This is a genomic window from Nonomuraea sp. NBC_00507 (assembly GCF_036013525.1).
Lineage (GTDB): Bacteria > Actinomycetota > Actinomycetes > Streptosporangiales > Streptosporangiaceae > Nonomuraea.
Map to the genome: position 1 here is coordinate 53,467 of NZ_CP107854.1, position 22,812 is coordinate 76,278.

Genomic DNA, 22,812 nt, shown 5'->3' on the forward strand with positions numbered 1-22,812 from the left:
CCACCGCCTACGCAGCACTCGCGCGACGCTGACCAGCAGTTCGCCACCCTGCATCCCGTTCTGCCAGCTGGCACCCCTAGCAAGATCGTTCTCAGCGCCAACGGCTGTCCACCAGTAGGGATCCACTCAAGATCCACTCAATGTGGGTTTTGGCTTATGTGGGCTGACACCCAGTATGAGCTGGAGCTGCGCGCCGAGCGTCAGGCCGAGGGGATCGCCGCCGCCAAGCGCCGCGAAACCGCCGGCGCCATGCTGCCCGGCAAGAAGAAGAGCGGGGCTGACCCCGCGTGATCGGCCCCACCGAACTGGCCACGCTACGCCGCTTGGTCGCCGACGGCGTCAGCGTCACCGAAGCCGCCCGAACCTTGAAGATCGGCCGGTCCACCGCCTACGAGGCCCTGGCTGGCGAGTAGCCGACGCTCAGGCGACGGTTCAGCCGCGCGTCGGAGGCCGACCGCGCCATCTCACGCTGAACGTGCCTTCGTGAGTACCCCTTTCCCTTGCCGAAGACTTTGATCACGGCCGTCCTACCGGGTGCCTCGGTCCGGGTCTGCGCGCGAAGCGATTGCACAGGTCGGGGAAGGGGAAAGCATCTCAGCGCCCCCCAGAACAGTGAGGGGGACTTCATGACTGCGATCACCGACCAGCCGCAGGATCGGGCTCGGCGCGATCAGCTGGCCGACGCGTTGCTCGACAACGCGCCTTACCTCGGCCACCAGTGGAGCACGGCGACCGTTGACCGCTACGCGGCCGATCCTCAGGTGGCTGTGCCCCTGGGCGCACTCCACGCCGCCGTGATGTTGCTGACCGAGATGGGACGGATGCTGCCCTACGAAACGCTGGGCGATCTGGCCACGCGTACCGGAGCGCAGCTGCAGAACGCGGTTCCTGACGAGTCGATACCGCGGCTCAAACGCGCCCTGGAAGCCTCGCGTCAACGTTGACACGCTCAGTCGTAGGGGGCTTCTGGCCTGGTGATCTTCTGCGGCGGTCATGCTCCGGATCGGCCGCTACCCCGGGACCGCGCCGGATCTCGTTCAGTGCTTCGATGACCTCACGCATCCGGTAGAGGGTGCGGCTGCCCCGCTGTTCGCGGTCCTGCACCCGGGCCTCGATCGCGTGCCGGTACTGACTGATCGTCTTGCCGTCCACGCCCAGCAGCCGGGCAATGCCGCCCAGGGTGCGCATCTGGTCGGCCTCGGCCGGCATCGGGTACGGGGTCGGCTGCGCCAGGGTCCGGGCGCGCCAGGCGTCCAGGGCAGCCTCGTCGTAGAGTTCGGGATCGGGGCCGGTGGTGTGCCGGGTAGGCCGCCGCCCTTCGGCGCGGGAAATCCGTCCTGGGGCCGCCAGAAGTTGCGGACGTACTTCTCCGAGCGGCCGCGGCCCGCTGACACTCTCCTGTCGCTCAATCAACACGGTCGTCGCCAAACTCCCCAGCGACCGATGAGCCGCAGAGACCCCGAGTTGTCGGAGGCGTCTCCTACCGTCAGGCCGTGACCGTGGAGGATTCGTGGGTGGCGCTCGATGCCCAGTGCGCCAACAGGAGGCTCAGTCCGCTGTACCTGGGATGGGTGGCGGTTCGGAACGGGCGCATTGTGGACCGGCGGTCCTGGCTGGTCCGTACACCGGGCAGGCCCTATCGCACCTGGGAACAGCCTCGGGAGGAGATCACCCGCGAGCGATACGACCAGGCGCCTCTGTTCGTCGAGGCCTGGCCGGACATGGCCGACTTCATCGCTGGGCGGCCGGTCGTCGCCCATGGCGCGGGCCACGACGTAGGGGCACTGCGTCGTGGCTGTGACGACGTCGGCGCCCCGTGGCCATCACTCACCTACGCGTGCTCCCTACAGTTGGCCCGCCGGGTCTGGCCCGCCAAGCATGCCACCGAGCATGGCGTGCACAGTTACACCTCGGTCGGCCTGGCCTACGTCTTGTTTCCCGAGGCTGGCCTGAACTGCGACGAACACGGAATCCAACTGCTCACCCACCACGCCGATCCCCTCGAGGACGCCGAGGCCTCCGCCCGGATCGTCTTGGCCGCGCAACACGCCACCGGCTGCTCCAGCCTCACCGAGGTCCTCACTGTAACGGGAACGCCGCTCCTGACGGTCGAGCCGGACCGCTACCAGCGCAATCCCCGGAGCTGGATTCCTCGTCATCGTTAGCTGGTCGGACGGCATTCTCAGGGGGATCGCCGTACGCTCCCGGGTTATGAGCGGCATGAGCGACAATGAAAAGGCGCGCATCTTGGACCTGATCGCGCGACGTCAGCGCGGCGAGGACGTCGGCGACATTTCTCTTGGACGGAGATCCGCCGTCGAGGCCCACCGTGCCGGGGAGCGAGGCGCCAGTTGCTACGCTGCTGGCCCCGGTTGGTCGGTCCAGCAGCAGGGGCACGTCATCTGCGTCACCTCGCCCGGGACGCGCCAGCGGTTGCGGCAGATCCATCTCCGGCGGCAGCTCACCAGCGTGTCGTTGGTTAGCAGTTCACCTATCTCCATGGGGCTCCGGCGGCCGCACGGGCACACCCACTCGGCGGGGGTGGTCAGAGAGTCGCTCACGGCCTGGCCCTCAGCCGTCTGCTGCGCGGTGAATGAGGCGGTCGTGAGGAAGTGGCCGCCGCCCGCGCCCTCGCTGTGGATCTCGCCGCACCGGCGGCAGCGGACGTGACGCGGGTCTTCCCCGCGCACCGTCCAGTTCGTCGCGATGTCCAGCAGGGTTCTCAGCATGCGCCTCCCGTCAGCACGGCCATGCTCGCCGCGGGACTTGCGTCAGCGAGCGAGCGGGAACGCCATTCACCGCACCCCGACGAGCAGCTCCTCGATCTCCTGGCGGTAATCGCCGACCTGTGACCTGCGCTCTGTAGGGCGCGCAGCGGAGGAGGCGCCTGCCCTTCGTCGTGCCCGGTGCCCGATCCCTTCGCGGGGCCGTGGCCGGCAACGCCGGGGCAGCGTCTGGCCCGGTTCGGGGACACCTTCCTTATGGGGACGCGTTCGTCCCCGCCGCTGTGTTCGGAGGTCGGGCGTCCAGGCCATCACGGGGGAGGGGCGCGGGACGCTGGTAAAGGCGTCGATTGGGTAGACCCGCCGCCCGCTCCGGCGCTGCTTCTCGGTGCGCCGGTACTCGCGGAAGTCGGTCTGCCAAGGAGCGTGGCTGGGATGCCTTGCCGGCCCCGCAACAGCCCATGAATTCGTCAGCAGTTTCTGCCGCTCACGGGATCGCCCTGGGTTGGATGGAAGTAGCGGACGCTCCCGTCCGGAAAAGCCACGGCCATATTCCTGGCTTGCTCAGCCTGTGTCACCTCCAGGGTCGCCTGCCACCAGAGGTAGGTCCCGCATCCATCCTGCCCGCCCCGCACCGGGCAGTGCGACGATTGACCGTCACATTTGGCCAGGCCTCCTGCGGTGCTGGAAATGGCCACGTTCATGGGAGCTGAACAGCCGGAGTAGACGGCGACCTGAGCGAAGACCGCGTTGCCGAATTTGCCGTAGAGGATCTTGTAGGGACAACCGCCGTACAGGAACTGCGGGCTGCGCGTCAGCGGCGGAAACTTGAAGGTCCGCACGTCTGCGGCGGCGGATGCGGATGACGATGGCAGTCCCGCGGTGAGAACCATTGCGGAAGTGAGCGCGATGAGGACGCGTAAAATGTGTCTGACCACGACGATCACTCGCCCTTCTCGTGAGACGTCAGCCCCGGTGCGGATTATCTCATCACGGGCTGGACCGTGGCTTAACAAATGCGCAGTGATGCCCCGGAGTTCCGCCATCCGCGACGAGCCTCGCGCCGCCGCCGAAGACGTCACCTGATCATGGGTTTCTCAACGGAGTTATGCATTGCCCGCGTGGAGGGGGAGTCGCCGGCGGTTAGCCTCGAGGGCTCCGGTACGGACTCGATCATGGGCGGCGTCTCCTGCCATGGTGTGCCTAGCTGGGCGGAGATGAGATCGGGGAAGCCGTCGTCCAGCAATTGGGGAGGGTGCTCGGCGAAGACGTCGGTGACAGGTGCGGCCAGCGGCATGGTCGATGATCCCGCACTCTCCTGGGGGACCCGGTGGGTCTTCGCGTTCGGCCCTTCACCGGTGTCCGCGCACTGCTTTCGACCTCGTTCGACCATGTTTGGACCGCTGGCGCCGCCGCACCGGGGGCGGGCATCGTGATCCTCTCCTTGCCTTCCCCCACCCGTTTTGAAGGGCACTCGATGCTGCGCTTGGCCGCCCCCGACGCTCCGCTCTGCCCGGCCACCGCCCGCCCTGCCGGTTCACCCGCCGCCGCGCGGGCCTCTCGGACGGGCGCCTGCGGGCGGCCCGGCGGTTGCCGACACCCTGATTGCCCCTGCACCTCGGAGGAGATGGCGTCCCTGCTGGTGACGATCTGGGCGCTGAAGAGCAGCCGAGTCCCGCTCACACCTCCGTTCGATCGGTTCACCACCGAGGAATTGATCACGTTCTGGGCCGATGACCTGACCGCCGCCGGCCCTCCCGTCTGCTTGTGAAGGATGAGGTCCTGGTGTTTTCTCTTCCCGCGCTGCTCACCCTGCTCGCCACCGTGGTGCTGGCCGCGATCACCTGTGCTCACTCTGGCCGCCCATGCCGACTGGCCCACCGCGCTGCTCAGCGCCGGCGCAGTCGGCGCAGCGACCTTGGGACTGGTGACCGACCAGAGGACGAATAGGGTGGCAGGCGGCCAGCTCGGCACGGGGCCTGCTCACGGGCGCCGGCAAGCTCGGCGTGGGCCCCGTTCGGCGCGCTCGTTGGCGGCTGCCACGTCGGTGAGGGCGGGCCCCCGTCGTTGACAAGGGGCCGCCCCGCGAATAACCCGGCGGGGCACCGCCTAACCGCATCGCCAACCGGTGAGCGCTGGCGATGTAGCCCTCCAGTTCCTCGGGCGGGAGGTCCTCGGCGTAGGTGTCGGCGACGATATCCGGGTCGTTGGCGCCGCAGATCTGGCAGCCGCGGATGTGCTGGGCCATCGTGGTGATCTGGTTGGCGGTGTAGGCCATGGTGTGACGTGCCACGGTAAACGTCGCTGTTTCTGCCGCGCTCTTGTCGTGCTGACTCGGCAGCTGGTTGATGGACTGGTGGGCGTCATGAAAGCCGATGCCGAGGGTCTTGATCGGGATCTTGGGTTGTCCGGTGTAAACGATCGCGCGGCCTGCGATGCTGATGGGGTAAGTGCCGGAACATGCCGAAAACGTCGCCTGGGAGGCGGCCGCATGCGCATACGGTATTCCTCCTGCCCGGCCGAAACATGGGAGTCGGCGCTCACCCTGCCGCATCCACGATTGCGGCCCGGAGTGCTCGCCTATCGGGGCATACGGATGGACCAGGGCCTGACGCAGCCTTGGCAGGGATTCCCGGGTGGCGCGGTGACGCTTCTGCTCGGGCTCGACGCCGAGCAGCAATTGCTGCGCCGCGGCCTGACAGACCGCGTCGGCGGGACGCCGCTCACGTCCTACGTCTCGGGACCGACCACACGGTCGTCCTGGATCGTGGAGCCCAGCGGCGGCGCGCATTGCGTCATCGTGGTCCTGGCGCCTTGGGCTGCGTTCGCGATATTCGGCGTTGATATGTATGAGCTCGCCGGAGCCATGGTGAAGCCGGAGGACCTGCTGGGGGACCGGGTACACCAGCTCGCCGCCGCCCTGGCCGCGTTGCCCGGCTGGGAGCAGCGGTTCCGGCTGCTGGATGATGTGCTGTCGATGTGGCTGGCCAGGGGCGGCGCATGGTCACCGCGCGTGCAATGGGCCCACACCGAAGTGATCCGCACCGGCGGCGGCATCCCCATAGCGAAACTGGCCGAAGAAGCCGGCTGGAGCCCGCGTCAACTGGAGTACCGCTTCCAGGAGCAGATCGGCCTGTCGCCGAAGGCTTTGGCGCGGGTGGTCCGGTTCCGGCGCGCCGCGCTCCTGCTCATGGAGGACCTGGCGCCGGCATTGGTCGCCGGGGCCTGCGGCTTCAGCGATCAGGCGCACCTGACCCGAGAGTTCAAAGCCATCACCGGCCTGACGCCTGATCGCTTCCGGGTGAACGCCCGCACCGCGGCCGCCACATCGGCGGCTCATGAGGTGTCGCACGCGGCGGCACGGCACACCGGAACCCCCACGCTGCCCGCAGCATGACCGCCCGGCGTGGTGTGTTACTTCGCATTCGTTCAAGACAACAGGCCGCCCTTCGTGAAGAGTTCGCTCTGGTGGTGGCTCTCCTCGGGGCCGGGCATATGCGCGCACGCGTCCACGGGCCAGCCCTGTAGGAACAGCTGATAGATCGACGGTCGCCGGGAGGCGAGTATCACATGGGAACTCTGACCAAGAAGCTTCTCAGGGCGGCTGCGGGCGTCGCAGCGCTTACGCCGGTAGGCCCCGCCATGCTCAGATGGGCCGCCCTGGTGGGGCTGTTTACAGCTCTCTTCGTCGCGACAGGTTCACCCGCGCATGCCGAGGACGACATTGAGATAAACGGGAAGTGTGTCGGGACGAAAATACGCCGGTGCGTCCACCTGCATTGGGACATTCCCAACAAGAGATACCGTGTCCACGCTGGCATGCTGGACGTGCCAGATGACTACACCTATCTCATTAACATATTGTCAACGAGCTGGACCAGCATCAACACCAGCCAGACTGTGGTGACCACTGACCCGGATGGTCCATTCGCGGGTGGAGACACCGCTGTTTCTGGGTATGGATTGTGCGCGGCCCCCACCCAGGTGTTCTTCAGAGCGGTATTCGAGTGGGCGGGTGAAGGCGAGCACAAACAGGAGAAGGTCGAATCCTGGGCTCGCATCTGCAGGACAAACGATATCGGCGGGTAGCCCGATGCGGGGGGCTACAGACCTCCTGCGTGCTGTACCGGACGGCCGTCTCATCCGCCGCTGGTCCCGACTTCGCACTTCTTCAAGACGCACCCCGACAGCGGCCACCAGATTCGTCGAAGCCGCCCGCAAGAACCTCGTCATCGGCTCGATGTGACCACCCCCGCCAAGCACACCCACCCAGAAATCGCGCACCACCACACAACATCACGCACAGGCCCGTTGCCCGGCCCCGAGTCCTCGGGGCCGGGCAACGGCCTTCATAACGCCCACCAGTCCATCACTCAGCTGCCAAGCCAGCACGACAAGAGCGCGGCAGAAACAGCGACATTGACCGCGGTGGCCGCCGCCTGCAGCTTCCCGACGCGCGGGCGGCGTGGGGAGCGTGAGGTCAGGGCGCGGAATCGCGGTAGCCGAGAGCGTCGCGGGCCGCGTTGTAGTTGGTGGCGGCGGCGGTGAACAGCAGGTCCACCTGCCCGCTGACCCAGGCGCGGATGCGTTGCCTGGCATCGTCGGTGGGTTCGGGGTGCAGATCGGTGACGTGGAGGTAGAGCGGTTCCACGTCCGGGTGAGTCGGGTCGACGACGATGAAGGACTGGTCGTTGTCGCGGTGGGTGGCGATGCCGGGGAGCATCCCGGCTACGGACCGGACGGTGAAGGGCTGGTTCATCGACAACATCAGCGTGAGCCCGAGCTGGTGGGTACGGAGTGGCTGGTAGGGGCGGCCGCCGTAGGTGGTGTCTGGCTTGCCGTCCATGAACTTCACCTCAACCAGGACATCCGCCGGCAGCTCGACGTCATCGATGATCGCGCGGGCGGCGTCCTGGAGCTCCGTGCACAGGCCTCTGGCGGCTTCCTCAGCGACGTACAGAGGCAGGCCGCCGTGGGCGCGCAGGCTGTCCTTGAGCAGTTCGAGCCCGCTGGCGGCCGGGCTGTGCGGGGGGCCTGCGACGGGAGCGGGCGCCTCCTGGACGCGTTGGGCGTCGTGTGGTTGAGCGGATGCCGGGCTGAGAGCCAGATCGGCTGAAGGCGTGGCCTGGGCTTCGGCGAAGGCCGCGTCATAGAGCCGCTTGAACCGCAGCTCCTGTTCGGCTCGGTCGAGTGCGGGCGTGTGGTGATCGACGAGGTAGCGGACAACGGAGAGGTAGCGCAGCCACTCGGGCATCCCTCCTTCGCCGCGCAGCAGCTGGCGGACCCGTTCATCACTGATCGTGGCCGGGTAGTCGGCAAGGTCGCCATTGTTGATGGTCGTGGAGATCCGGCCAGTACCTGGTCGCCCGGCCCCGACATACACCTCATGCAGAGCCGCGGTCATCGTCCGCAGCGCTCCAGGCGGCAGGACGTCCTCGCCCGGCAGGTCGATCGCTCTGCGCATGTCCCAACCCTCGCCAATAACTGCCAAGTTCCGCCAACCAGCCACGGTAGCGGTACAGCGATTCGCCCGCGGGCGTCTTGGACGAACGCACCGGGCCGGGCCGCGATGCGGGTCCAGGACCAATACAGGACGACTTCCGCCAAAGATCAACAAGCCTGTCCGGCGCGGTCTCATCGTGGAGGCAGCGGCTCAGTCGAAGAGCCGTCCCGGGGAAGCGCGGACGGGCGTCAGATCACCCGCGCACCGACGCCCCGGCAGCGGACGTGCGCATTGAGGAGACGCGGTAGATGACTGGGATCTTGGTGGAGCTGCTGGCGGGGGCCGGGCCGGCGTGGAGCATCGCCGGAGTGGCGCTCATCGTGTTCATGGCCGTGGTGCTGTCCTTCGTGGGCCTGGCCGTTGGGAGAGCCCTGTTCGCCGGCGATCCCGCGACCCGGACCGATGCCCGTCACGTGCTGCGCGACCTGCTCGGATCGTTCTTCCGCAGGCCCCGTTGAGAACCGCTCTGCGTCCGGACCGATCATCGGCGCCGCCGCTGGACCGAAGACCGCCGCACCGCCGACCCAGCCGCATGGCGTCGCAACCTCGACAACTACAACGAAACCGCCTGATCATCTCGCCATTCGGGCCAGATTCGCTGAGACGGCCATGAGAGAACAGCGATTCCGGCCAGCTCGACTGAGAATTGCCCGCTGTCCGCGTCTCAACCAACCAGGCCCGCCCAGGTCAGCAACTTCTACTTGGACGGGCTTCACTGAGAACGGACAGAACAGCGGCTTACCCTGAAGACCTTCCTCCAGCCGAAGGAGATCCTCATGGTCGACGGCCCTCTCTCCTCAACCGAGTTCGTCGTGATGGAGTTCAACCACAGCAATGGCCGCCTGTCCGTTCATGGCACCTACACCTACAGCGCCCACAACCTGGACGATGCTCTTTCGGATGCCCGGGAAGCGGCCACGGTTGCCTCCGTCCAGAAGCTTCCCGTCACTTTTGTTGTAGCGAGGGTCCAGGAAGAGGCGGTATTCCCGGCGTCGCAGGCACCGGGCTGAGCTGGGGATCGTCCGCGAGCACTACGACGCGGATCAGGTGAGGGACAGGTCCTTGCGGGCTTGTTCCAGGTCAGTGGCCCAGATCCACAGCCGCTGGGATGGCGGCACCTGGTGATAGCCGAACAGGCCGACCTCGGTCAGGGTGCGTAGGTCCACGCACACCCGCTGGTAGGCAGCTGCGATCGCGTCCGCGGGATTGTCCAGGTCGCGGACGCCGAGCTTGATGCAGGCCCGGTACTCGTAGCCGAGCAGCAGGTCGGAGCCGAACTGCGCCCACGCGCCGCGCTGCTCCTGCCAGGCCGTCTCCGCCTCCTGAATCAGCAGGTTCAGGTCGGCGGGGCGGGGGATCGACGGGTAGATCACGAAGGTGGCGGCCCAGCCGAGCGCCACCATGTCGAGGTTGAAGGTGCGCCGGTCGGGGTGGTCACGCGCCGGCAGCGGGTCGGAAGCCGAGCCAGAGAACCACGGCGCGGTGTACGCCAGGAGCCGGCCGTTCTTCTCCACCAGTTCGCCGGTGGCGATGACCGCCATCCGGCGCTGGGAGCCGTCCGGCCGCTTCAGCCGGGTGGTCACCATGCTCGTGTGCGCTTCGGCGGCCAACTTGCCGGCGCTCAGGTGCCGCTGCGCGGCGTCCGGCGAGATGCGCGCGATGAGGTACTCGCGCAGGTCCTCCGGCAGGGCGTCGTAGGTGCCGTCTTGCAGGCGTTCCTTGGCCCGGTCGAGCGTGGCCTGGGCGGTAGGCGGGCTGCCGCCGACTTTGCTCTCCGGGGTGTCGATGGACACCATCCGGATGGACATCTCGATCGTCGGGGTGTCGCCGTCGGTCACCTTGACGAAGCGGTAGTCCTGAGCCGGGCGGCTGGGGCCGACGAAACCGAGATCCACCATCGCTGCGCTCCTGCACGATCAAGACGAAGGGCTGCATGACCTGCCGTACCAACATCGCAGCCGATCAGCTTTCCGTTGCTGCTGACACGCCGACGTGAGCGGCCGATACACGGGTTTTCTGTCGCGGCGTTTCCGTTAGCGCTTGTCACAGTGAATTCCGCTCACACAGTGCGAATCTCCGCATATCGGGCGTACCTCGATAACAAGTCGGTATATCCCGGAGTGGATCCGAACTCCGCGAAAAGAGACTCCGTATAACCGATCAGTCACACGGCTGAGCTCGACCACCCGCCGCCTTCGGAAAACCCGGCCTCTGAAGGAAGGCACGTAAGTACACGCGGACACACGTGCGCAGACCAACTCTCGCCTGCCCTGACAACTCAACTGCGTGTCGGCTCCTTGATCCAGCACGCGGTCGACCGGTCACACCCAGCGCAACACCGGCTGTGACATGAAGGACGGCCAGAGGCGGAATGCGTAGTCCGCGTTCGTGCAGTCCATCAATTGGTGAGGAGTCAGACAGCGGCGATGAATTCCTTCAGCAAGCCCACATTTGGTGCGCATGCGCGGTGGTTCATCGGGACCATTTTGATCACGACCGTACTGGTCGGTTGCGCCTCAAACGACCGCGTCGTGCTTCCGTCTCAAGGCGCTACCCTGACGGTCCCGTCCCGATCACCTGAGCCACCACCGTCGACCACGCCCGGGCAACAGGCCGCGATCATCGAGGCGTACGAGGCGTACTGGAAGATCGGCATGCGATCGTCCCAAGTGCCGCTGGCACAAGCCCGGAAGATGCTGCGCCCGTACACCACCCCCGAGTTTCTGAAGCACGTCCTCGACGGCCTGCAACGCCAACACGAAAAGGGGCAGGTCGTGACTGGAGCGGTGAAAACCAACGTCATCGACGTCACGGTCAAGGGCGGCACGGCTCGCGTGACGGATTGCCAAGACACGACCGGTGTCATCGTCACCGACGCCGCCAGCGGGCGCGCCGTGTCAGGCTCACGTGGGGAACCTCGCGCCCACGTGCAGGCCGACCTCGCCCAAGGAACTGACCGGCGTTGGCGGATCTACCAGGTGATCGTGCTGGAGCGCCCATGCACCGTCTCGCCATCCTGATCGGAGGTGTGATCCTCCTAGGGGCGAGCGCCAGCACAACCGGGCCGTCGGCTGTGGCCGACCCATGTCGTGCTGGGCGCCATGCGGCCGGATTCCTCATTGGCTGCAGGGTGGACGGGGAGACACCGGGAACGCCCGGCCAAACCGCGCGCCCCAGCTCCCGGCCCTCCGGGCAGCAAGGGATCACCACGACTGGACCACCAGCCCCAGACCAGCAACCCATAGTCCGGGAAGCGGTGAACCCGGAGGCAGTCGCCCAGCAGGCGCTGCGCCAACTCAACCTTCCCCTCCCCGCGGTGCGCACGGCGCCGCCTCGCGGCTCGACGCCCCAGCAACCCGACGGCACAGTCGGACTGCGCCACTACTTCTGGGTGGACCAGACGCAGTGGGTGCCGCAACGTAGCCGCGTCACCGTGGCCGGAGTATCAGCGGAGGTCACCGCCATACCCACAACGTTGACCATCACCCCGGGGGATGGGCCCGCGCACTCATGCCAGGGGCCCGGAACCCCATATGACCCTGCAAAGGGCCCAGACCAGCAGGACACCCGGTGCAGCCATCTCTACACCACGTCCTCGGCACACCAACCCGGGGCGGCCTACCGCACTGCCGTCAGCGTGCAGTGGACCGCGACCTGGGTCGCCAGCGACGGCACGGGCGGCGCGCTGCCTCCGGTCACACGGACCACCGCCTTCGCCCTGCGAATCGCCGAGGGCCAAGCACTAACCCAACCGCAAAGGAGCAGGTGACGGTGATGGCATCCACGACCTCCCCCTCACGGCCCACCATTGACGACCCTGCGCCGGCCGGCATCAGGCGCTCTTCGCCACTGCCCCCGCTACCCCGGCAACGCCGGCGCGGGCTGCTGGCACTGGCGGTACTGCTGATCGTTCTTGGCGGGCTGGGCGCGCTGTACCTGGTGACCACCCTGACCGACAGGACGCCGGTGATCGTAATGGCACGGGACGTCCCCGTTGGCCAGATGTTCACCGAGCAAGACCTCACCACCGCGATGCTCGCTGCCGACGACACCGTCGCGCATATGCCCGGAAACCAGATGGGCCAGGTCGTCGGCAAGGTGGCGGCGGTCGACCTGGCGGCCGGGACGCTCCTGCCGCCCACGGCTGTCACCACCGCTCAATCGCCGACGGCAGGCCAGCATCTGGTCGCGCTGGCGGTCAAACCGAGCCAGGTTCCCGCACGCGGCCTGCGCCCGGGGGACCAAGTCGTGGTGGTGCTCACCCCGGCCGAAGAGCAACAACCCTCTGGCGCCAATGGCGCGGCACCGCGCAGCATCCCCGCCGTGGTATCCCAAGTGGCTGGTCCAAACACCGACGGCTTCATGGTGATTGACCTCGTTGTTCGTGAGGACGACGGCCCTCGTCTGGCGGTCGCCGCCGCCGGAGGCCACATCGCCCTCAACGTGACACCACGGGGGACGTGAATGACCATGATCGCTCTGGTCTCACCTGGGGGAGCTCCAGGCACGACCACGACCGCGCTCGCGGCCAGTCTCGCCTGGCCCGGCCAGGTCATCATGGCCGAATGTGACCCCCGCGGCGGGGCCCTCGCCGCCGGCTACCTGGCCGAGCACCGCGACCACGTCAGCGGGGGACTGTTGGAGGCGGGACTAGCGCTGGCGCACGACCCCTCCCCAGAGGCGATCCTGCCCTACCTTCTCACCCTGCCCAGTGCCCGCCATTGGCGGCTGCTGCCGGGATTGCGCGACCCGCGGCAGGCCGCGCAACTGGATGAGGTCTGGCCGCTGCTTGGTGACGCTCTACTGACGGCAGCGGGCCGCCACGCTGACGTGCTCGTCGACCTGGGCCACTTCGGTGACCGGGAGACGCCCTATGCGCTGCTGGACATGGCCGGACTTCTGGTGGCCGTGCTACGGCCCACGCTGCGGCAGGTGGCCGCGCTGAAACCGCGTCTGGAAGGCCTCGGCTGCGGCAGCGGCCCGGGGCCGGCTCTCCCGATCAGGCTGTGCGTGATCGGCGTCGGCCCGTACACGCCGCATGACGTTAGCCAAGCCCTGTGGAATCTTCCCGTGCTGGCCCACATCCCCTGGGATCCCCGTACCGCACAGCTGCTGTCCGACGGCGTTGGCAGGCCCCGCCGGGCCCGCACGTCCAGCCTGATACGCGCCGCCGCCACACTCGCGCAAACCATACGGAACTCGGCCGGGGCCAGTCTCGCGGCCGATCCAGCACACGGAGGCCGCCGGTGAGCGACCACGATCAACACTCAACTCGTCACCAGATGTGGCCACCAGACAACATCGCGGCCTGGACCGGACCACCTCCGCCCAGCCGGTCTAGCACCGCGGCGCTCGACTCGGACCGCCAGCACCTTCGGCACAGCCCCGGCGGAGACCTGGACACCGCGGCCTTCAGCACGGCGGTGGCCAGCATCATGCCGCTGGTTACCGACGCCTTGCAGGCTGCCCCTAACGTGGACGCCGACTCCGGGATGGATCTCGTTCGCGCGCAGGTGACCGCCTGGGCCCAGCATCAGATGAGGAGTGGACGCACCCTCAGCGCGGCCACTCAAGCCCGGCTGGCCCGCGCCGTGTACGAGGAGCTTTTCGGCCTGGGACCGCTGACCCGATACGTGGACGATCCCGCCGTGGAGAACATCGACATCAACGGCGCCGATCGGGTGTGGATCAGCTACCGCGACGGCCGCACCGAACAAGGCCCCGCCGTGGCGGCCTCCAACGACGAACTCATCGGCAAGATCCAACGCTGGAGTGCCTACAAGGCGTCCAACCCTCGCGAGTTCAGCTTCTCCCACCCGCTGATGAACGCCGCCTTGGGAGAACACGTCCGGCTGTCGGCCTCCATGTCCGTCACGCCCTATCCGTGCGTCAGCGTGCGCGTCCACCGGCACGTCAACGTCACGCTCGCCGACCTAGTGAAGGTCGGCACCGTGGATCCGGCCCTCGAGGCGTTCCTCCGTGCGGCCGTGCGCGCCCGCAAGGACATCATCGTGTCCGGCGGAACCGGCGCCGGCAAGACCACCCTCCTGCGGGCCCTGGCCGCGGAGATCGATCCCGACGAGCGGATCGCCACCCTGGAAACGGATCGAGAGCTCTTTTTGCACACCAACGGGCTCCACCACAACGTCATCGCCTTCGAGGCCCGCGCGGCCAACTCCGAAGGTGTTGGGGAGATAACCCTCCACCAGCTGATTCCCCAGACCCTCCGGCACAACCCCAAGAGGATCATCGTGGGAGAAGTGCGCGCAGATGAGGCCTGGCCGATGTTGGCGGCAATGAACAGTGGGCACGAGGGCAGTCTGTGTACCTTGCACGCCAACAGCGCCGAAGAGGTCTTCCCCCGCCTTCTCATCCTGAGTCGCTCCGGAGGCCTAGACCTGCAGGCGTCTGACCTTCACATGATGGTCGGCATGGCCGTCGACTTCGTCGTGCACCTGAGCCGCGACGCGGCCACCAACCACCGTTACATCAGCGAGGTGATCGAGGTACTGCCGCCCGCCGACGCTCCCGTCCCGGGCCGCAACTACATCTTCCGGCCCGGGCCAGACGGCCGGGCCGTGCCTACCACGGTGCGGCCGCAATGCGAAGACGACCTGGTCGCGGCCGGTTTCGACCCCGCAGCGATGAGAATGCCGCGGCGTCCCCTCAACGGTCACCGAGCTGGCACGGGAGGTGTGTGGTGAGCCCCGCGATGCTGGTGAGCATGGCCGCCGGCTCGGCATTCATGGCAGGGCTGGTCTGCCTGGCGGCGGGAGTACGGGGCCGCCCGATGGCTACCGCCGTGTCCCACGCACCGCCCTCGAGGTGGGTCCGTCTGAAGACGTCGGCCGCGCAGCCACGCCTGCGCCGTCGGGTACTGGTCGCGCTGGCGGCGGGATTGCTCGTCTTCGCGTTATCCCGATGGGTGGTGGCAGGGGTGGCTGCAGCCGCAGCCACCGCCATCTTGCCGCGCTTGCTGTCTGGTCGGCCCGCCGAGGCGCGTATCGCCCAGTTGGAGGCACTGGAGCAGTGGACCCGGAAGATGGCCGACACCCTGGGCGCCAGCCGCGGCCTGGAGCAGGCGCTGCACTACTCGATCCGCAGTTGCCCTGCCCCGCTGGAAGAGCCCGTGCGGCTACTGGCCACTCGCCTGGCAGTGGCGCGTCTTCCCACGGGCGAGGCCCTGCGCCTGTTCGCCGACGACCTGGACGATCCGGTGGCTGACGCGGTGGTCGGCGCGCTCCTGCTGGCCGCCGATGTGCGCGGTCCTGGCCTGCACGCGGTGCTCACCGCCGCCGCCGACAATGTGGCACGGGGCGTGGCCGCGCGGCGAGAAGCCGAGGCAGAGCGGGCCAAGCACCGGGCCGCGATGCGCTGGATCGCCATCATCGTGATCGGGTCGACCGCATGGCTCACCCTGCTACAGCGCCAATACTTCAGCATCTACTCCACCACCGTCGGCCAGCTCGTCCTGGCCGCTGTCTCCGGCGTCTTCGCTGCCGGCCTGTGGTGGATGGCCCGCCTGGGCAGGGTCCGAGTCGAGCATCGCTTCCTCACCGACGAGACCGACCATTCCGAGCGGCGGGACGGACGCAGATGAACCCCATGGCCTGGGCCGCTGTCAGCGGCGCGCTTGTCGGGCTCGGCGCATTCCTCCTCATCTCACCGCTGACCAGCACACCCCCAGACCTGCGCGCCGCGCTCGCCCGCCTTGACGGCGACGCGGCCATGACCTCGGGCACAGCCGCGGGCGGCCGGGTCGGCGCGTGGCTGGTCGCGTTCCTCGCTCGGCCTGGCCGCCTACCGATCCCGCATCGCGACCTCGACCTGCTTGGTCAATCGGTCGAGCGGTTCATGCTCGAACGGCTAGCCTGCCTGCTGCTTGGCCTGGCGCTGCCCAGCTTGCTGTCGGTGGTGCTCACGGTGGCCGGCATCGCGGTGGGCTGGCCGCTGCCCGTGGGGGTGGGACTCCTGCTGGGAGCAGTCTTGAGCCTGGCGCCTGACTGGGCGGTCAGGGAAGATGCTGCCCGCCGTCGTCGCGAGTTTCGCCAGGCGCTGACGAGCTTCCTGGATCTGGTCGTGCTGGCCCGCGCTGCAGGTGCCGGTCCAGGCGAGGCGTTGGAGCTGTCCGCTCACGTGGCACGCGGCTGGGTGTTCCAGCGGATCGCCGCCGTCCTCGATGCCGCACGGCAAGCGGGGGTGCCGCCCTGGGCCGGATTGGCGCGGCTAGGCGAGCAGGCCGGCGTCCCCGAACTCACCGATCTTGCCGATATCACCGAGCTGGCCGGTGCCGAGGGCGCCAAGGTCTTGAACACTCTCACCGCTCGCGCCGACGCGATGCGGGCAGCCGCGCTGGCCGACACCAAGGCGGCGGCCAACAGAGCCACCACCGCGATGGTCATGCCGCTGGCCGTCCTTGGGGCCGGCTACCTGCTTCTGCTCGGCTTCCCCGTCATGGCCGCCATCGTCCAACCGTGATCAGGAGAACTGTCATGCTGCGCATCACCCGCTGCCGCCAGGGCGCCCTGCGATGCTGGGTCGCCCTCTCCCATCAGATGAGTGCCCATATCGAGAAGGTTCGCTGCGAAGTGGCGGCGAACGGCGAACGGGGGTCGGAGTCCCTCGACAAGGTCATTTGGATCGCGGTCATCATCACCGCCGCCACCGGAGCCGCCGCGCTCCTGGCCACCTTTATTGACGCCAAACTGCAGGGCCTTAAGTAGGTGGTGGTATGGCCTTCTGGAGCCCGCGCCGCCGGGGCCTGGCATCCCGGGAACGCGGTTCTGAGACCGTCGGCGCCGTCATCATGCTCCCTGTCCTGTTCCTGGCCATCCTGGTTAGCCTGCAGACCGGGCTCTGGTTCCTCGCGCGCTCCACGGCGCTGGCCGCCGCGCAGGAAGGGGTGCGCGCCGCCCGAAGCCACAATGCCCCGCTCGTATCGGGCAAGAGCACGGCAGAGGCCTTCGCGGCCGAAGTAGGCGATGGCCTGCTCGACAACGTACGCGTCCGCGCACGAGCGGTCGGCAGTGACATCGACGTGCAGGTGTCCGCCACCGTGCCGTCGCTGATCCCCGGGCTCACGTTGTCGGTGAGTCAAGGAGCGCGTGGTCCGCGGGAACGCTTCACCACGCCACAGCGACTTGGGGAACAGCCATGATTGCGCCGCGCCGCGAGCAGGGTAACGCGGTTGTCGAGGCCGTCCTGATGTTCCCGGCACTGCTCCTCCTGATCCTCGCCATGATTGGGGCGGGCCGCATCGTGCTCGCGCACGCGGCCGTGGAGGCGGCCGCACGTGATGCGGCCCGCCAGGCATCCCTGGCCCGCACTCCGCAGGCCGCCCAGCAAGCGGCGAGGACCAGCGCCTCCGCTCTACTCACCAGTGAAAACCTCAAATGCTCACCAGAGGTGCACATCGACACCGCAGGCTTTGCCGCTCCAGTTGGCACGCCCGCCACCGTGTCCGCCCGCGTGACCTGCGCCGTTGCCTTAGGCGATGTGGCGATCCCCGGCCTGCCCGGGACCAAGACGATCATCGCCACGTTCACTAGCCCGCTCGATCCCTTCCGGGGGAGAAACTAGATGTCGAACCCAAGCTTGCCCCTTCTCCCGTCGCTTGGACCGAGGCGGCACGAGCGGGGGTCCGCCACGATCTTCGTTATCATCCTGGCGGCATCGGTGATGGTCGTCCTTGGCCTGCTGGTCGACGGCGGGCAGAAGCTCCGCGCCGGACGGGAAGCAACCGCCCTAGCCGAGGAAGCCGCCAGGGCCGGTGCCGGCAGCGTCGACCGCGCGGCCGCCTACCGCCGCGGCGTCACCGAACTGCGGATCGACCCCGCCCAAGCCGCCCGCGCGGCCCACGCCTACCTGGCCGCGCAGCGAAACACGGGAACGGTGACCGCGACTGGCACACGCTCGATCACCGTCACCGTCTCGGTCAGCCGACCCACACTCGTGCTGTCCATGGTGGGCATCTCCTCGGTGTCGGCGACCGGCACGGCCACCGCCGACCTGATCACTGGCGTGGAAGGGCCTTCTCGATGACCGTCAGAACCATCCGGCCCCGCCGCGGGCTAGCCGCAATGATGCGCGGGCTCGTCGCGCTCACCGTGCTCGTCGGCCTGATCATTGGCGCTCCAGTGGCGCTGTACGTACTTGCAGGCTCGCCGCTACCCAGCGGACTGCCGTCGCTGCAGCAGATTCTCGCAGCGCTGTCGCGGCCGGATGACGGCACCCTGCTGGTGGCCGCCCTCAAGATCACAGGTTGGGCGGCGTGGGCGGCATTCACCGCGGCGGTGCTCTTAGAGGTCGCCGCGCGGCTCCGTGGCCGCGCCAGCGCGACCCGGGTGCCCGGCCTGGGGGCGATGCAGCGCCTGGCCGCCCACCTGATCACGGCCGTGGCGGTGGGGCTGAGCTCACCGGCGGCCGCCTTCGCCGCAACGCCCGCGCCGCCCACGATCGTTGCCACCGCACTGGCCAACCCCGAGCCCACCGCGCCGCCGTCCGCCGTCGACCTGGACCCGCTGCACAACGAACACGTCGTCCAGGCGGGGGAGTGCCTGTGGCGCATCGCCGAGGAACGTCTGGGTGATGGCAACGCCTACCGAAAGATCGTCAACCTGAACCTGGGCCACACCATGACCGACGGCCGGGTGTTCAGCGACCCCGCCGAAATCTATCCCGGCTGGAAACTGCGCATGCCCCCCGGGCAGCAGCCTCGCATGGATCGGGCCGAGCCGCCGGCGCAAGAGCACGAGGGCCACGAGGAGGCCCGTCCACCGTTCGACCATCCTCACCGCACGGCCACCCCGACTCCCACCCCTACGCCGACCGATGTGCCCACAGCCGTGACCAACACGGCCACCACCACGCCAGAAGTCACCCCACTGGTGCTGTCACCCCACGCTGGAGAGCGCACCTACACCGATCTGGCCGTCGACGTGGGCGTGTTCGGCGCGGGCATGCTGGCGGGGGGCATCGTCACCCGCCTGGCCATGTTGCGCCATTCCCAACGTCAGTACCGGCGGCCCGGCCGTCGCATCAGGCTTCCCGACCAGCCCCGGGTGCAGGCTCGGGAACAGAGCTTGCGCCGAACCGCCACGCCCGATACCGCCAGCCAGCTTCGCGCCGCGATGCGGGTCCTCGGCGGCGTGATCCGCCGCGACGCGCTGCCCATGCCCGACATCGTGGGTGTGCACCTGACCTCTCACGGCCTCGAGGTCCTCCTGGGCTCCCGTCCTGCGCACGCACCTGAGCCGTTCCGGACCGCTCCGAACACCCAGGGCATGGTCTGGCACCTGGACGCCGCAGGGCATGCCGAGGTGGGAGAGCTTGCCGGGCTTTATGCTCACGGCGATCCGCTCCCCGGACTGTTCACCGCAGGCCGGACACACGGCGGCTACCTCCTCGTCGACCTCGAGAGGCTTGGCCTGTCCGCCTGCTACGGGCCGGCGGACCTCGTCGACCAGGTACTGTGCACCGCCGCAGCCGAAGCCGCGGCCAACCCCTGGTCCGGATGGTTCGACGCCATCCTGGTGGGGTGCCCCGACCTCGAGGCCCTCAACGACCGTATCCATACCTGCCCGGACCTGGACGAGGCTCTTACACTGCTCGAACGGCGCGCCGCCGACCTGCGGGCCAGCCTGGCCGCCCAGGCGGCGCGAACGACCGGGCCTGTGCGCGAACGTCGGCTGCGCAACCCCGACGCCGATGACTGGCGGCTGACCATAGTCGTCAGCCGTGTCCGGCCTACGTCGGTGCAGATGCGCCGCCTGGCCGAGCTGAGCGGGGAACACGGCGGCATCGCCGCCCTCGTCGCCGCCGACGAGTCGACCGCCCAACTCTGCCCGTCGCGGATCAAGCTGTCGGGGGGAGCGGCCCCGCAGATGACCCTGGAAGCGATCGGTCTCACGGTGCGGCCGGAAGCGATGACCCCCCAGGTCTACGCCGAGATCGCCGCCCTCGTCGCGACCGCGGCCGACCTCAACGATGTGCCCGCCGACGCCCCCCCGTACCCGGCAGATCGCCCCGTGTTCCCGCCAGCGCCGTCCACCTCTTCGGCGCCCGCCGGCGCCGAACCTTTTGTCGAGCGCCCTGCAGAGCCAAGTGAGTCCGAGTGCGCGCTGTACGTCCTCGGACCTGTCACCCTGACCGGGAGCCTCACTTCGCTGCAAGGTAAGCAGCTGGAACTTGTCGTCGCGCTCGCGTTGAACCAGGCAGGACTCAGCAACGTCCAGTTGGCCACATTGCTCGGCAGCGACCCGGACCATCCCAAGCCCCAAGACTCCCTGCGTCAGCTCATCACGCGCACCCGGCGAGCGCTCGGTCCCGCGCCCGATGACCTGGAACGCATCGTTTACGACAGTAGGAGCAAGGTTTATCACCTGCACGGCGTCACGCTGGACTGGACGCTGTTCGGCGACTTGATCTCCCGTGGCGCCGAGCACGGCCTCGACGGCATCGAGGACCTTCGCGCCGCCTTGGCGCTGGTGCGCGGCCGGCCACTGGACGGCGCGTATTTCTGGTGGATCGACACGCCGCTGCTGGAGTGCATGCGAGCCGAGATCGTGGACACGGCCGAACTGCTGGCCGGGCTTGAGTTACAGGCCGACCGGCCGCAGTGGGCCGCGCGCGCGGCTCGCACGGGTCTGGGGGCCGACCCCACGGCTGAACAACTCTGGCGCTGCCTGATGCGCGCCGAGCACGCGATGGAGAACCTGGCCGGGGTACACGAAACGTGGACCAAATGCCTGGACGCCATCCGCGACGTCAGCCTGGATGGAGAGCCCCACCCGTCCACGGCCCGTCTGTATCGTGAGTTGACAGGACGCGCGGAGGTGCCCGACCACTGGCCCGGCGACGAATTAGCACGAACCCGGCGCTGAAGGGGGTCCCAAACCGCGTGAACACCGGTTGCCCTACTTGCGGGGCCCATCGACAGGGTTGTGGCGCCAGTCATCCCATGCCACAACATCTCCCCACCGGCAGGTCCCCGACTGGTCCAGGATTGGGAAGGGCACAGGGGCGGACTCGTACTTCCGGCGCCACACCGCTACCGTGGCGGGCTGAACCCCGAACCGGTCAGCGATCACGGCGTCGGTCACCTGCTCGTCCGCGTCATGCCCCTCCGGACAGCGCGCTCGCCGCTGCGCCGGCGAGCGCGTGTCCTTGGCTCCCGTGTCGGTGTGCGGGGCCCGTCGACCCGACCCAAGGCGTCTCGCGTTCCACTCGACCACGTCACCCCAGCGGTGCTTCCCATCGTCCCCTTTGGGCGGAAAGGGGTTGTCGGTGTCCTTGTACAGGGCGGGAAAGGTTCGCACGGTGTTGTAGTTCACCTTCAACCGCGACGCTATCGACTTCCAGTCCACACGTTCTTCAGGGTCTCCCACATGGGAGATACGATCGGCACCTGCCACCGCCCGCCCTGCACTGCTCCGCGCCTTGTTCCGGTAAAACTGCGTGATCGCCGCCGCATCATAGACCTCTTGCGGCCGGCCACGCCCCTCTGCCGGCCGCTGGCCTGCGGAGGGAGGAAACTTGGCGTCGTTTCCGCGATGAAAAGCGATGGTGTGCCAGCTCACTCCCCGCGCCTCCGCTATCTCCCGCAGCGTCATATTGCGACGGTCCACCCATTCCAGGACTTCACCCCAGCGGTACGTGCCCTCGTCCGGCCGGGGGAACGGCCGAGGTGTGGACTCGTAGCGGGCCGGCCAGGTCCTGACCTCGGCCATGGGCAACCGCAATCGTTTCGCGACGGTAGCCAAAACCACACGATCGTGCTCGTGCTCGTGCTCGTTCACAAGAAATCTCGCCTTCATTTGCCGCGTCCGCCGTCAGGCAGATCCGCGCGTTGTTAAACGTCTTTGGCCGGCTCTCGAGGGGCACGAGCCGCAAGATCACCGGCTGCGTCAGCAGTGAGCCCCGACGTGCCGTCGCGATGCCGCCGTGTCGTAGGCCGCCTCCTTCCGCCCAGAGGACATACGGGACGGCGGCGATGCCGGTGACGTCCCGCAAGAGGACGCTACCGTATATAAGTAGTAGAGTTCATCTTTTGCCCGAAAGTCAACCTTCGCGCGCGTCTCTCACCGGCGAGCCATCCCGGACGACACACGCGGCCGGCCACAAGGGGAAATGACGCTGAACGCGTGGCCCCCGGCGCCGAAGCGGCCCCGCCAGCCGGACTGGTCACACACGGGACATCATAAGATCGTTGCCACCGTGCGACCCCTTCTTGCGAGGGACATTCCATCCACGGTTTCAGTTTTCGACCTCGCGTGGCACCATGGCGAATTGAGCGCCGCATCTCCAATGAGGTGAAGCCGTGAAGGGGTTTGCGAGTGGCTGCGCGGTATTGCTGCTAGGTTTCGTGTTTTTGCCCTTGCTGGTGATGCCTCTTCAGCTTCCGGCGATACCCCAAATGTTGATCACGGTGCTGGGGCTTCCAATTGTGGCGATTGTCGCCGGTGTGATCGTGCAGAGAGCGGCCAACCGCCGGCGGTGGCAAGGTCCTGCTGCATCGTGGGTGGTCGACCTGCCGTGCCCGGACTGCCGAGCTACCGGCTTTGCGCCGGCACTGACACAGAGCACGCC

Annotated in this window: 27 protein-coding genes; 21 read left to right on the forward strand and 6 right to left on the reverse strand. The window is 68.0% G+C overall.

Annotated features, from left to right (window positions below; translation table 11 throughout):
• Positions 1 to 156 precede the first annotated feature (156 nt).
• The 3 genes from OHA25_RS60110 to OHA25_RS60120 all read left to right on the forward strand — a co-directional run bounded on the left by OHA25_RS60110 (position 157) and on the right by OHA25_RS60120 (position 944).
• Positions 157 to 291, forward strand: coding sequence for a hypothetical protein (locus OHA25_RS60110; RefSeq protein WP_327591301.1), 135 nt, complete (start codon positions 157 to 159; stop codon positions 289 to 291).
• Positions 288 to 413, forward strand: a complete 126-nt coding sequence (locus tag OHA25_RS60115; protein ID WP_327591302.1) for a hypothetical protein — start codon at positions 288 to 290, stop codon at positions 411 to 413. The genes OHA25_RS60110 and OHA25_RS60115 overlap by 4 nt, the downstream gene beginning before the upstream one ends.
• A gap of 213 nt (positions 414 to 626) precedes the next feature.
• The gene (locus OHA25_RS60120) at positions 627 to 944 is read left to right on the forward strand and encodes a hypothetical protein (protein ID WP_327591303.1); all 318 of its coding nucleotides are present in this window, start codon (positions 627 to 629) and stop codon (positions 942 to 944) included.
• Here the strand turns inward: OHA25_RS60120 and OHA25_RS60125 are convergent.
• Positions 910 to 1,428, reverse strand: coding sequence for a hypothetical protein (locus tag OHA25_RS60125; RefSeq protein WP_327591304.1), 519 nt, complete (start codon positions 1,426 to 1,428; stop codon positions 910 to 912). The genes OHA25_RS60120 and OHA25_RS60125 overlap by 35 nt on opposite strands.
• Positions 1,429 to 1,493: 65 nt before the next feature.
• Here OHA25_RS60125 and OHA25_RS60130 point away from each other — a divergent pair, with 65 nt between their 5' ends.
• Positions 1,494 to 2,165 (forward strand): hypothetical protein, encoded by a 672-nt coding sequence (locus tag OHA25_RS60130; RefSeq protein ID WP_327591305.1) that lies wholly within the window; start codon positions 1,494 to 1,496, stop codon positions 2,163 to 2,165.
• 189 nt (positions 2,166 to 2,354) lie between these two features.
• On the opposite strand, the gene OHA25_RS60135 is transcribed toward OHA25_RS60130, so the two are convergent.
• Entirely contained in the window at positions 2,355 to 2,729 is a 375-nt protein-coding gene (locus tag OHA25_RS60135) for a hypothetical protein (protein WP_327591306.1), read from the reverse strand.
• A gap of 464 nt (positions 2,730 to 3,193) precedes the next feature.
• Positions 3,194 to 3,670 carry a hypothetical protein gene (locus tag OHA25_RS60140; RefSeq protein WP_327591307.1) on the reverse strand — a complete coding sequence of 159 codons (477 nt, stop codon included), beginning with the start codon at positions 3,668 to 3,670 and terminating at the stop codon, positions 3,194 to 3,196.
• Positions 3,671 to 4,350: 680 nt separating this feature from the next.
• Between OHA25_RS60140 and OHA25_RS60145 the strand changes: the two genes are divergently transcribed.
• The 3 genes from OHA25_RS60145 to OHA25_RS60155 all read left to right on the forward strand — a co-directional run bounded on the left by OHA25_RS60145 (position 4,351) and on the right by OHA25_RS60155 (position 6,812).
• Entirely contained in the window at positions 4,351 to 4,494 is a 144-nt protein-coding gene (locus OHA25_RS60145) for a hypothetical protein (protein WP_327591308.1), read from the forward strand.
• A gap of 357 nt (positions 4,495 to 4,851) precedes the next feature.
• Positions 4,852 to 6,120 (forward strand): helix-turn-helix domain-containing protein, encoded by a 1,269-nt coding sequence (locus tag OHA25_RS60150; protein ID WP_327591309.1) that lies wholly within the window; start codon positions 4,852 to 4,854, stop codon positions 6,118 to 6,120.
• 173 nt (positions 6,121 to 6,293) lie between these two features.
• Complete coding sequence (locus OHA25_RS60155; protein ID WP_327591310.1) at positions 6,294 to 6,812, forward strand: hypothetical protein; 519 nt, start codon at positions 6,294 to 6,296, stop codon at positions 6,810 to 6,812.
• Positions 6,813 to 7,203: 391 nt separating this feature from the next.
• Here OHA25_RS60155 and OHA25_RS60160 read toward each other — a convergent pair whose 3' ends face one another.
• Complete coding sequence (locus tag OHA25_RS60160; RefSeq protein WP_327591311.1) at positions 7,204 to 8,187, reverse strand: hypothetical protein; 984 nt, start codon at positions 8,185 to 8,187, stop codon at positions 7,204 to 7,206.
• A 287-nt stretch (positions 8,188 to 8,474) separates the two neighbouring features.
• Here OHA25_RS60160 and OHA25_RS60165 point away from each other — a divergent pair, with 287 nt between their 5' ends.
• Positions 8,475 to 8,684 carry a hypothetical protein gene (locus tag OHA25_RS60165; protein WP_327591312.1) on the forward strand — a complete coding sequence of 70 codons (210 nt, stop codon included), beginning with the start codon at positions 8,475 to 8,477 and terminating at the stop codon, positions 8,682 to 8,684.
• A gap of 318 nt (positions 8,685 to 9,002) precedes the next feature.
• Entirely contained in the window at positions 9,003 to 9,236 is a 234-nt protein-coding gene (locus tag OHA25_RS60170) for a hypothetical protein (protein ID WP_327591313.1), read from the forward strand.
• 33 nt (positions 9,237 to 9,269) lie between these two features.
• Here the strand turns inward: OHA25_RS60170 and OHA25_RS60175 are convergent, their stop codons facing one another.
• The gene (locus OHA25_RS60175) at positions 9,270 to 10,124 is read right to left on the reverse strand and encodes a hypothetical protein (protein WP_327591314.1); all 855 of its coding nucleotides are present in this window, start codon (positions 10,122 to 10,124) and stop codon (positions 9,270 to 9,272) included.
• Between the two features lie 528 nt (positions 10,125 to 10,652).
• Here OHA25_RS60175 and OHA25_RS60180 point away from each other — a divergent pair.
• From OHA25_RS60180 to OHA25_RS60235, 12 genes are all read left to right on the forward strand, one after another.
• A complete protein-coding gene (locus tag OHA25_RS60180; protein WP_327591315.1) occupies positions 10,653 to 11,246 on the forward strand; it encodes a hypothetical protein in 594 nt (197 codons plus the stop codon).
• Positions 11,247 to 11,482: 236 nt separating this feature from the next.
• Positions 11,483 to 11,995 carry a hypothetical protein gene (locus OHA25_RS60185; RefSeq protein WP_327591316.1) on the forward strand — a complete coding sequence of 171 codons (513 nt, stop codon included), beginning with the start codon at positions 11,483 to 11,485 and terminating at the stop codon, positions 11,993 to 11,995.
• 5 nt (positions 11,996 to 12,000) lie between these two features.
• On the forward strand, positions 12,001 to 12,690 hold the full coding sequence (locus tag OHA25_RS60190) for an SAF domain-containing protein (RefSeq protein ID WP_327591317.1): 690 nt from the start codon (positions 12,001 to 12,003) through the stop codon (positions 12,688 to 12,690).
• Positions 12,691 to 13,476, forward strand: a complete 786-nt coding sequence (locus OHA25_RS60195; protein ID WP_327591318.1) for a hypothetical protein — start codon at positions 12,691 to 12,693, stop codon at positions 13,474 to 13,476.
• A 32-nt stretch (positions 13,477 to 13,508) separates the two neighbouring features.
• A complete protein-coding gene (locus OHA25_RS60200; RefSeq protein ID WP_327591319.1) occupies positions 13,509 to 14,930 on the forward strand; it encodes a CpaF family protein in 1,422 nt (473 codons plus the stop codon).
• A complete protein-coding gene (locus OHA25_RS60205; protein WP_327591320.1) occupies positions 14,927 to 15,826 on the forward strand; it encodes a type II secretion system F family protein in 900 nt (299 codons plus the stop codon). The genes OHA25_RS60200 and OHA25_RS60205 overlap by 4 nt, the downstream gene beginning before the upstream one ends.
• Before the next feature lie 5 nt (positions 15,827 to 15,831).
• Positions 15,832 to 16,704: a type II secretion system F family protein gene (locus tag OHA25_RS60210; protein ID WP_327591321.1), complete on the forward strand. Its 873-nt coding sequence runs from the start codon at positions 15,832 to 15,834 to the stop codon at positions 16,702 to 16,704.
• 14 nt (positions 16,705 to 16,718) lie between these two features.
• Entirely contained in the window at positions 16,719 to 16,949 is a 231-nt protein-coding gene (locus tag OHA25_RS60215; protein ID WP_327591322.1) for a hypothetical protein, read from the forward strand.
• Positions 16,950 to 16,957: 8 nt separating this feature from the next.
• Entirely contained in the window at positions 16,958 to 17,383 is a 426-nt protein-coding gene (locus tag OHA25_RS60220; protein ID WP_327591323.1) for a TadE/TadG family type IV pilus assembly protein, read from the forward strand.
• A complete protein-coding gene (locus tag OHA25_RS60225; RefSeq protein WP_327591324.1) occupies positions 17,380 to 17,805 on the forward strand; it encodes a TadE/TadG family type IV pilus assembly protein in 426 nt (141 codons plus the stop codon). The genes OHA25_RS60220 and OHA25_RS60225 overlap by 4 nt, the downstream gene beginning before the upstream one ends.
• Positions 17,806 to 18,267, forward strand: a complete 462-nt coding sequence (locus tag OHA25_RS60230; RefSeq protein WP_442942258.1) for a pilus assembly protein TadG-related protein — start codon at positions 17,806 to 17,808, stop codon at positions 18,265 to 18,267.
• Positions 18,264 to 21,107 carry a BTAD domain-containing putative transcriptional regulator gene (locus OHA25_RS60235; protein WP_327591325.1) on the forward strand — a complete coding sequence of 948 codons (2,844 nt, stop codon included), beginning with the start codon at positions 18,264 to 18,266 and terminating at the stop codon, positions 21,105 to 21,107. Before OHA25_RS60230 ends, OHA25_RS60235 begins: the two co-directional genes overlap by 4 nt.
• 33 nt (positions 21,108 to 21,140) lie before the next feature.
• On the opposite strand, the gene OHA25_RS60240 is transcribed toward OHA25_RS60235, so the two are convergent.
• A complete protein-coding gene (locus OHA25_RS60240; RefSeq protein WP_327591326.1) occupies positions 21,141 to 22,022 on the reverse strand; it encodes a hypothetical protein in 882 nt (293 codons plus the stop codon).
• Positions 22,023 to 22,812 lie beyond the last annotated feature (790 nt).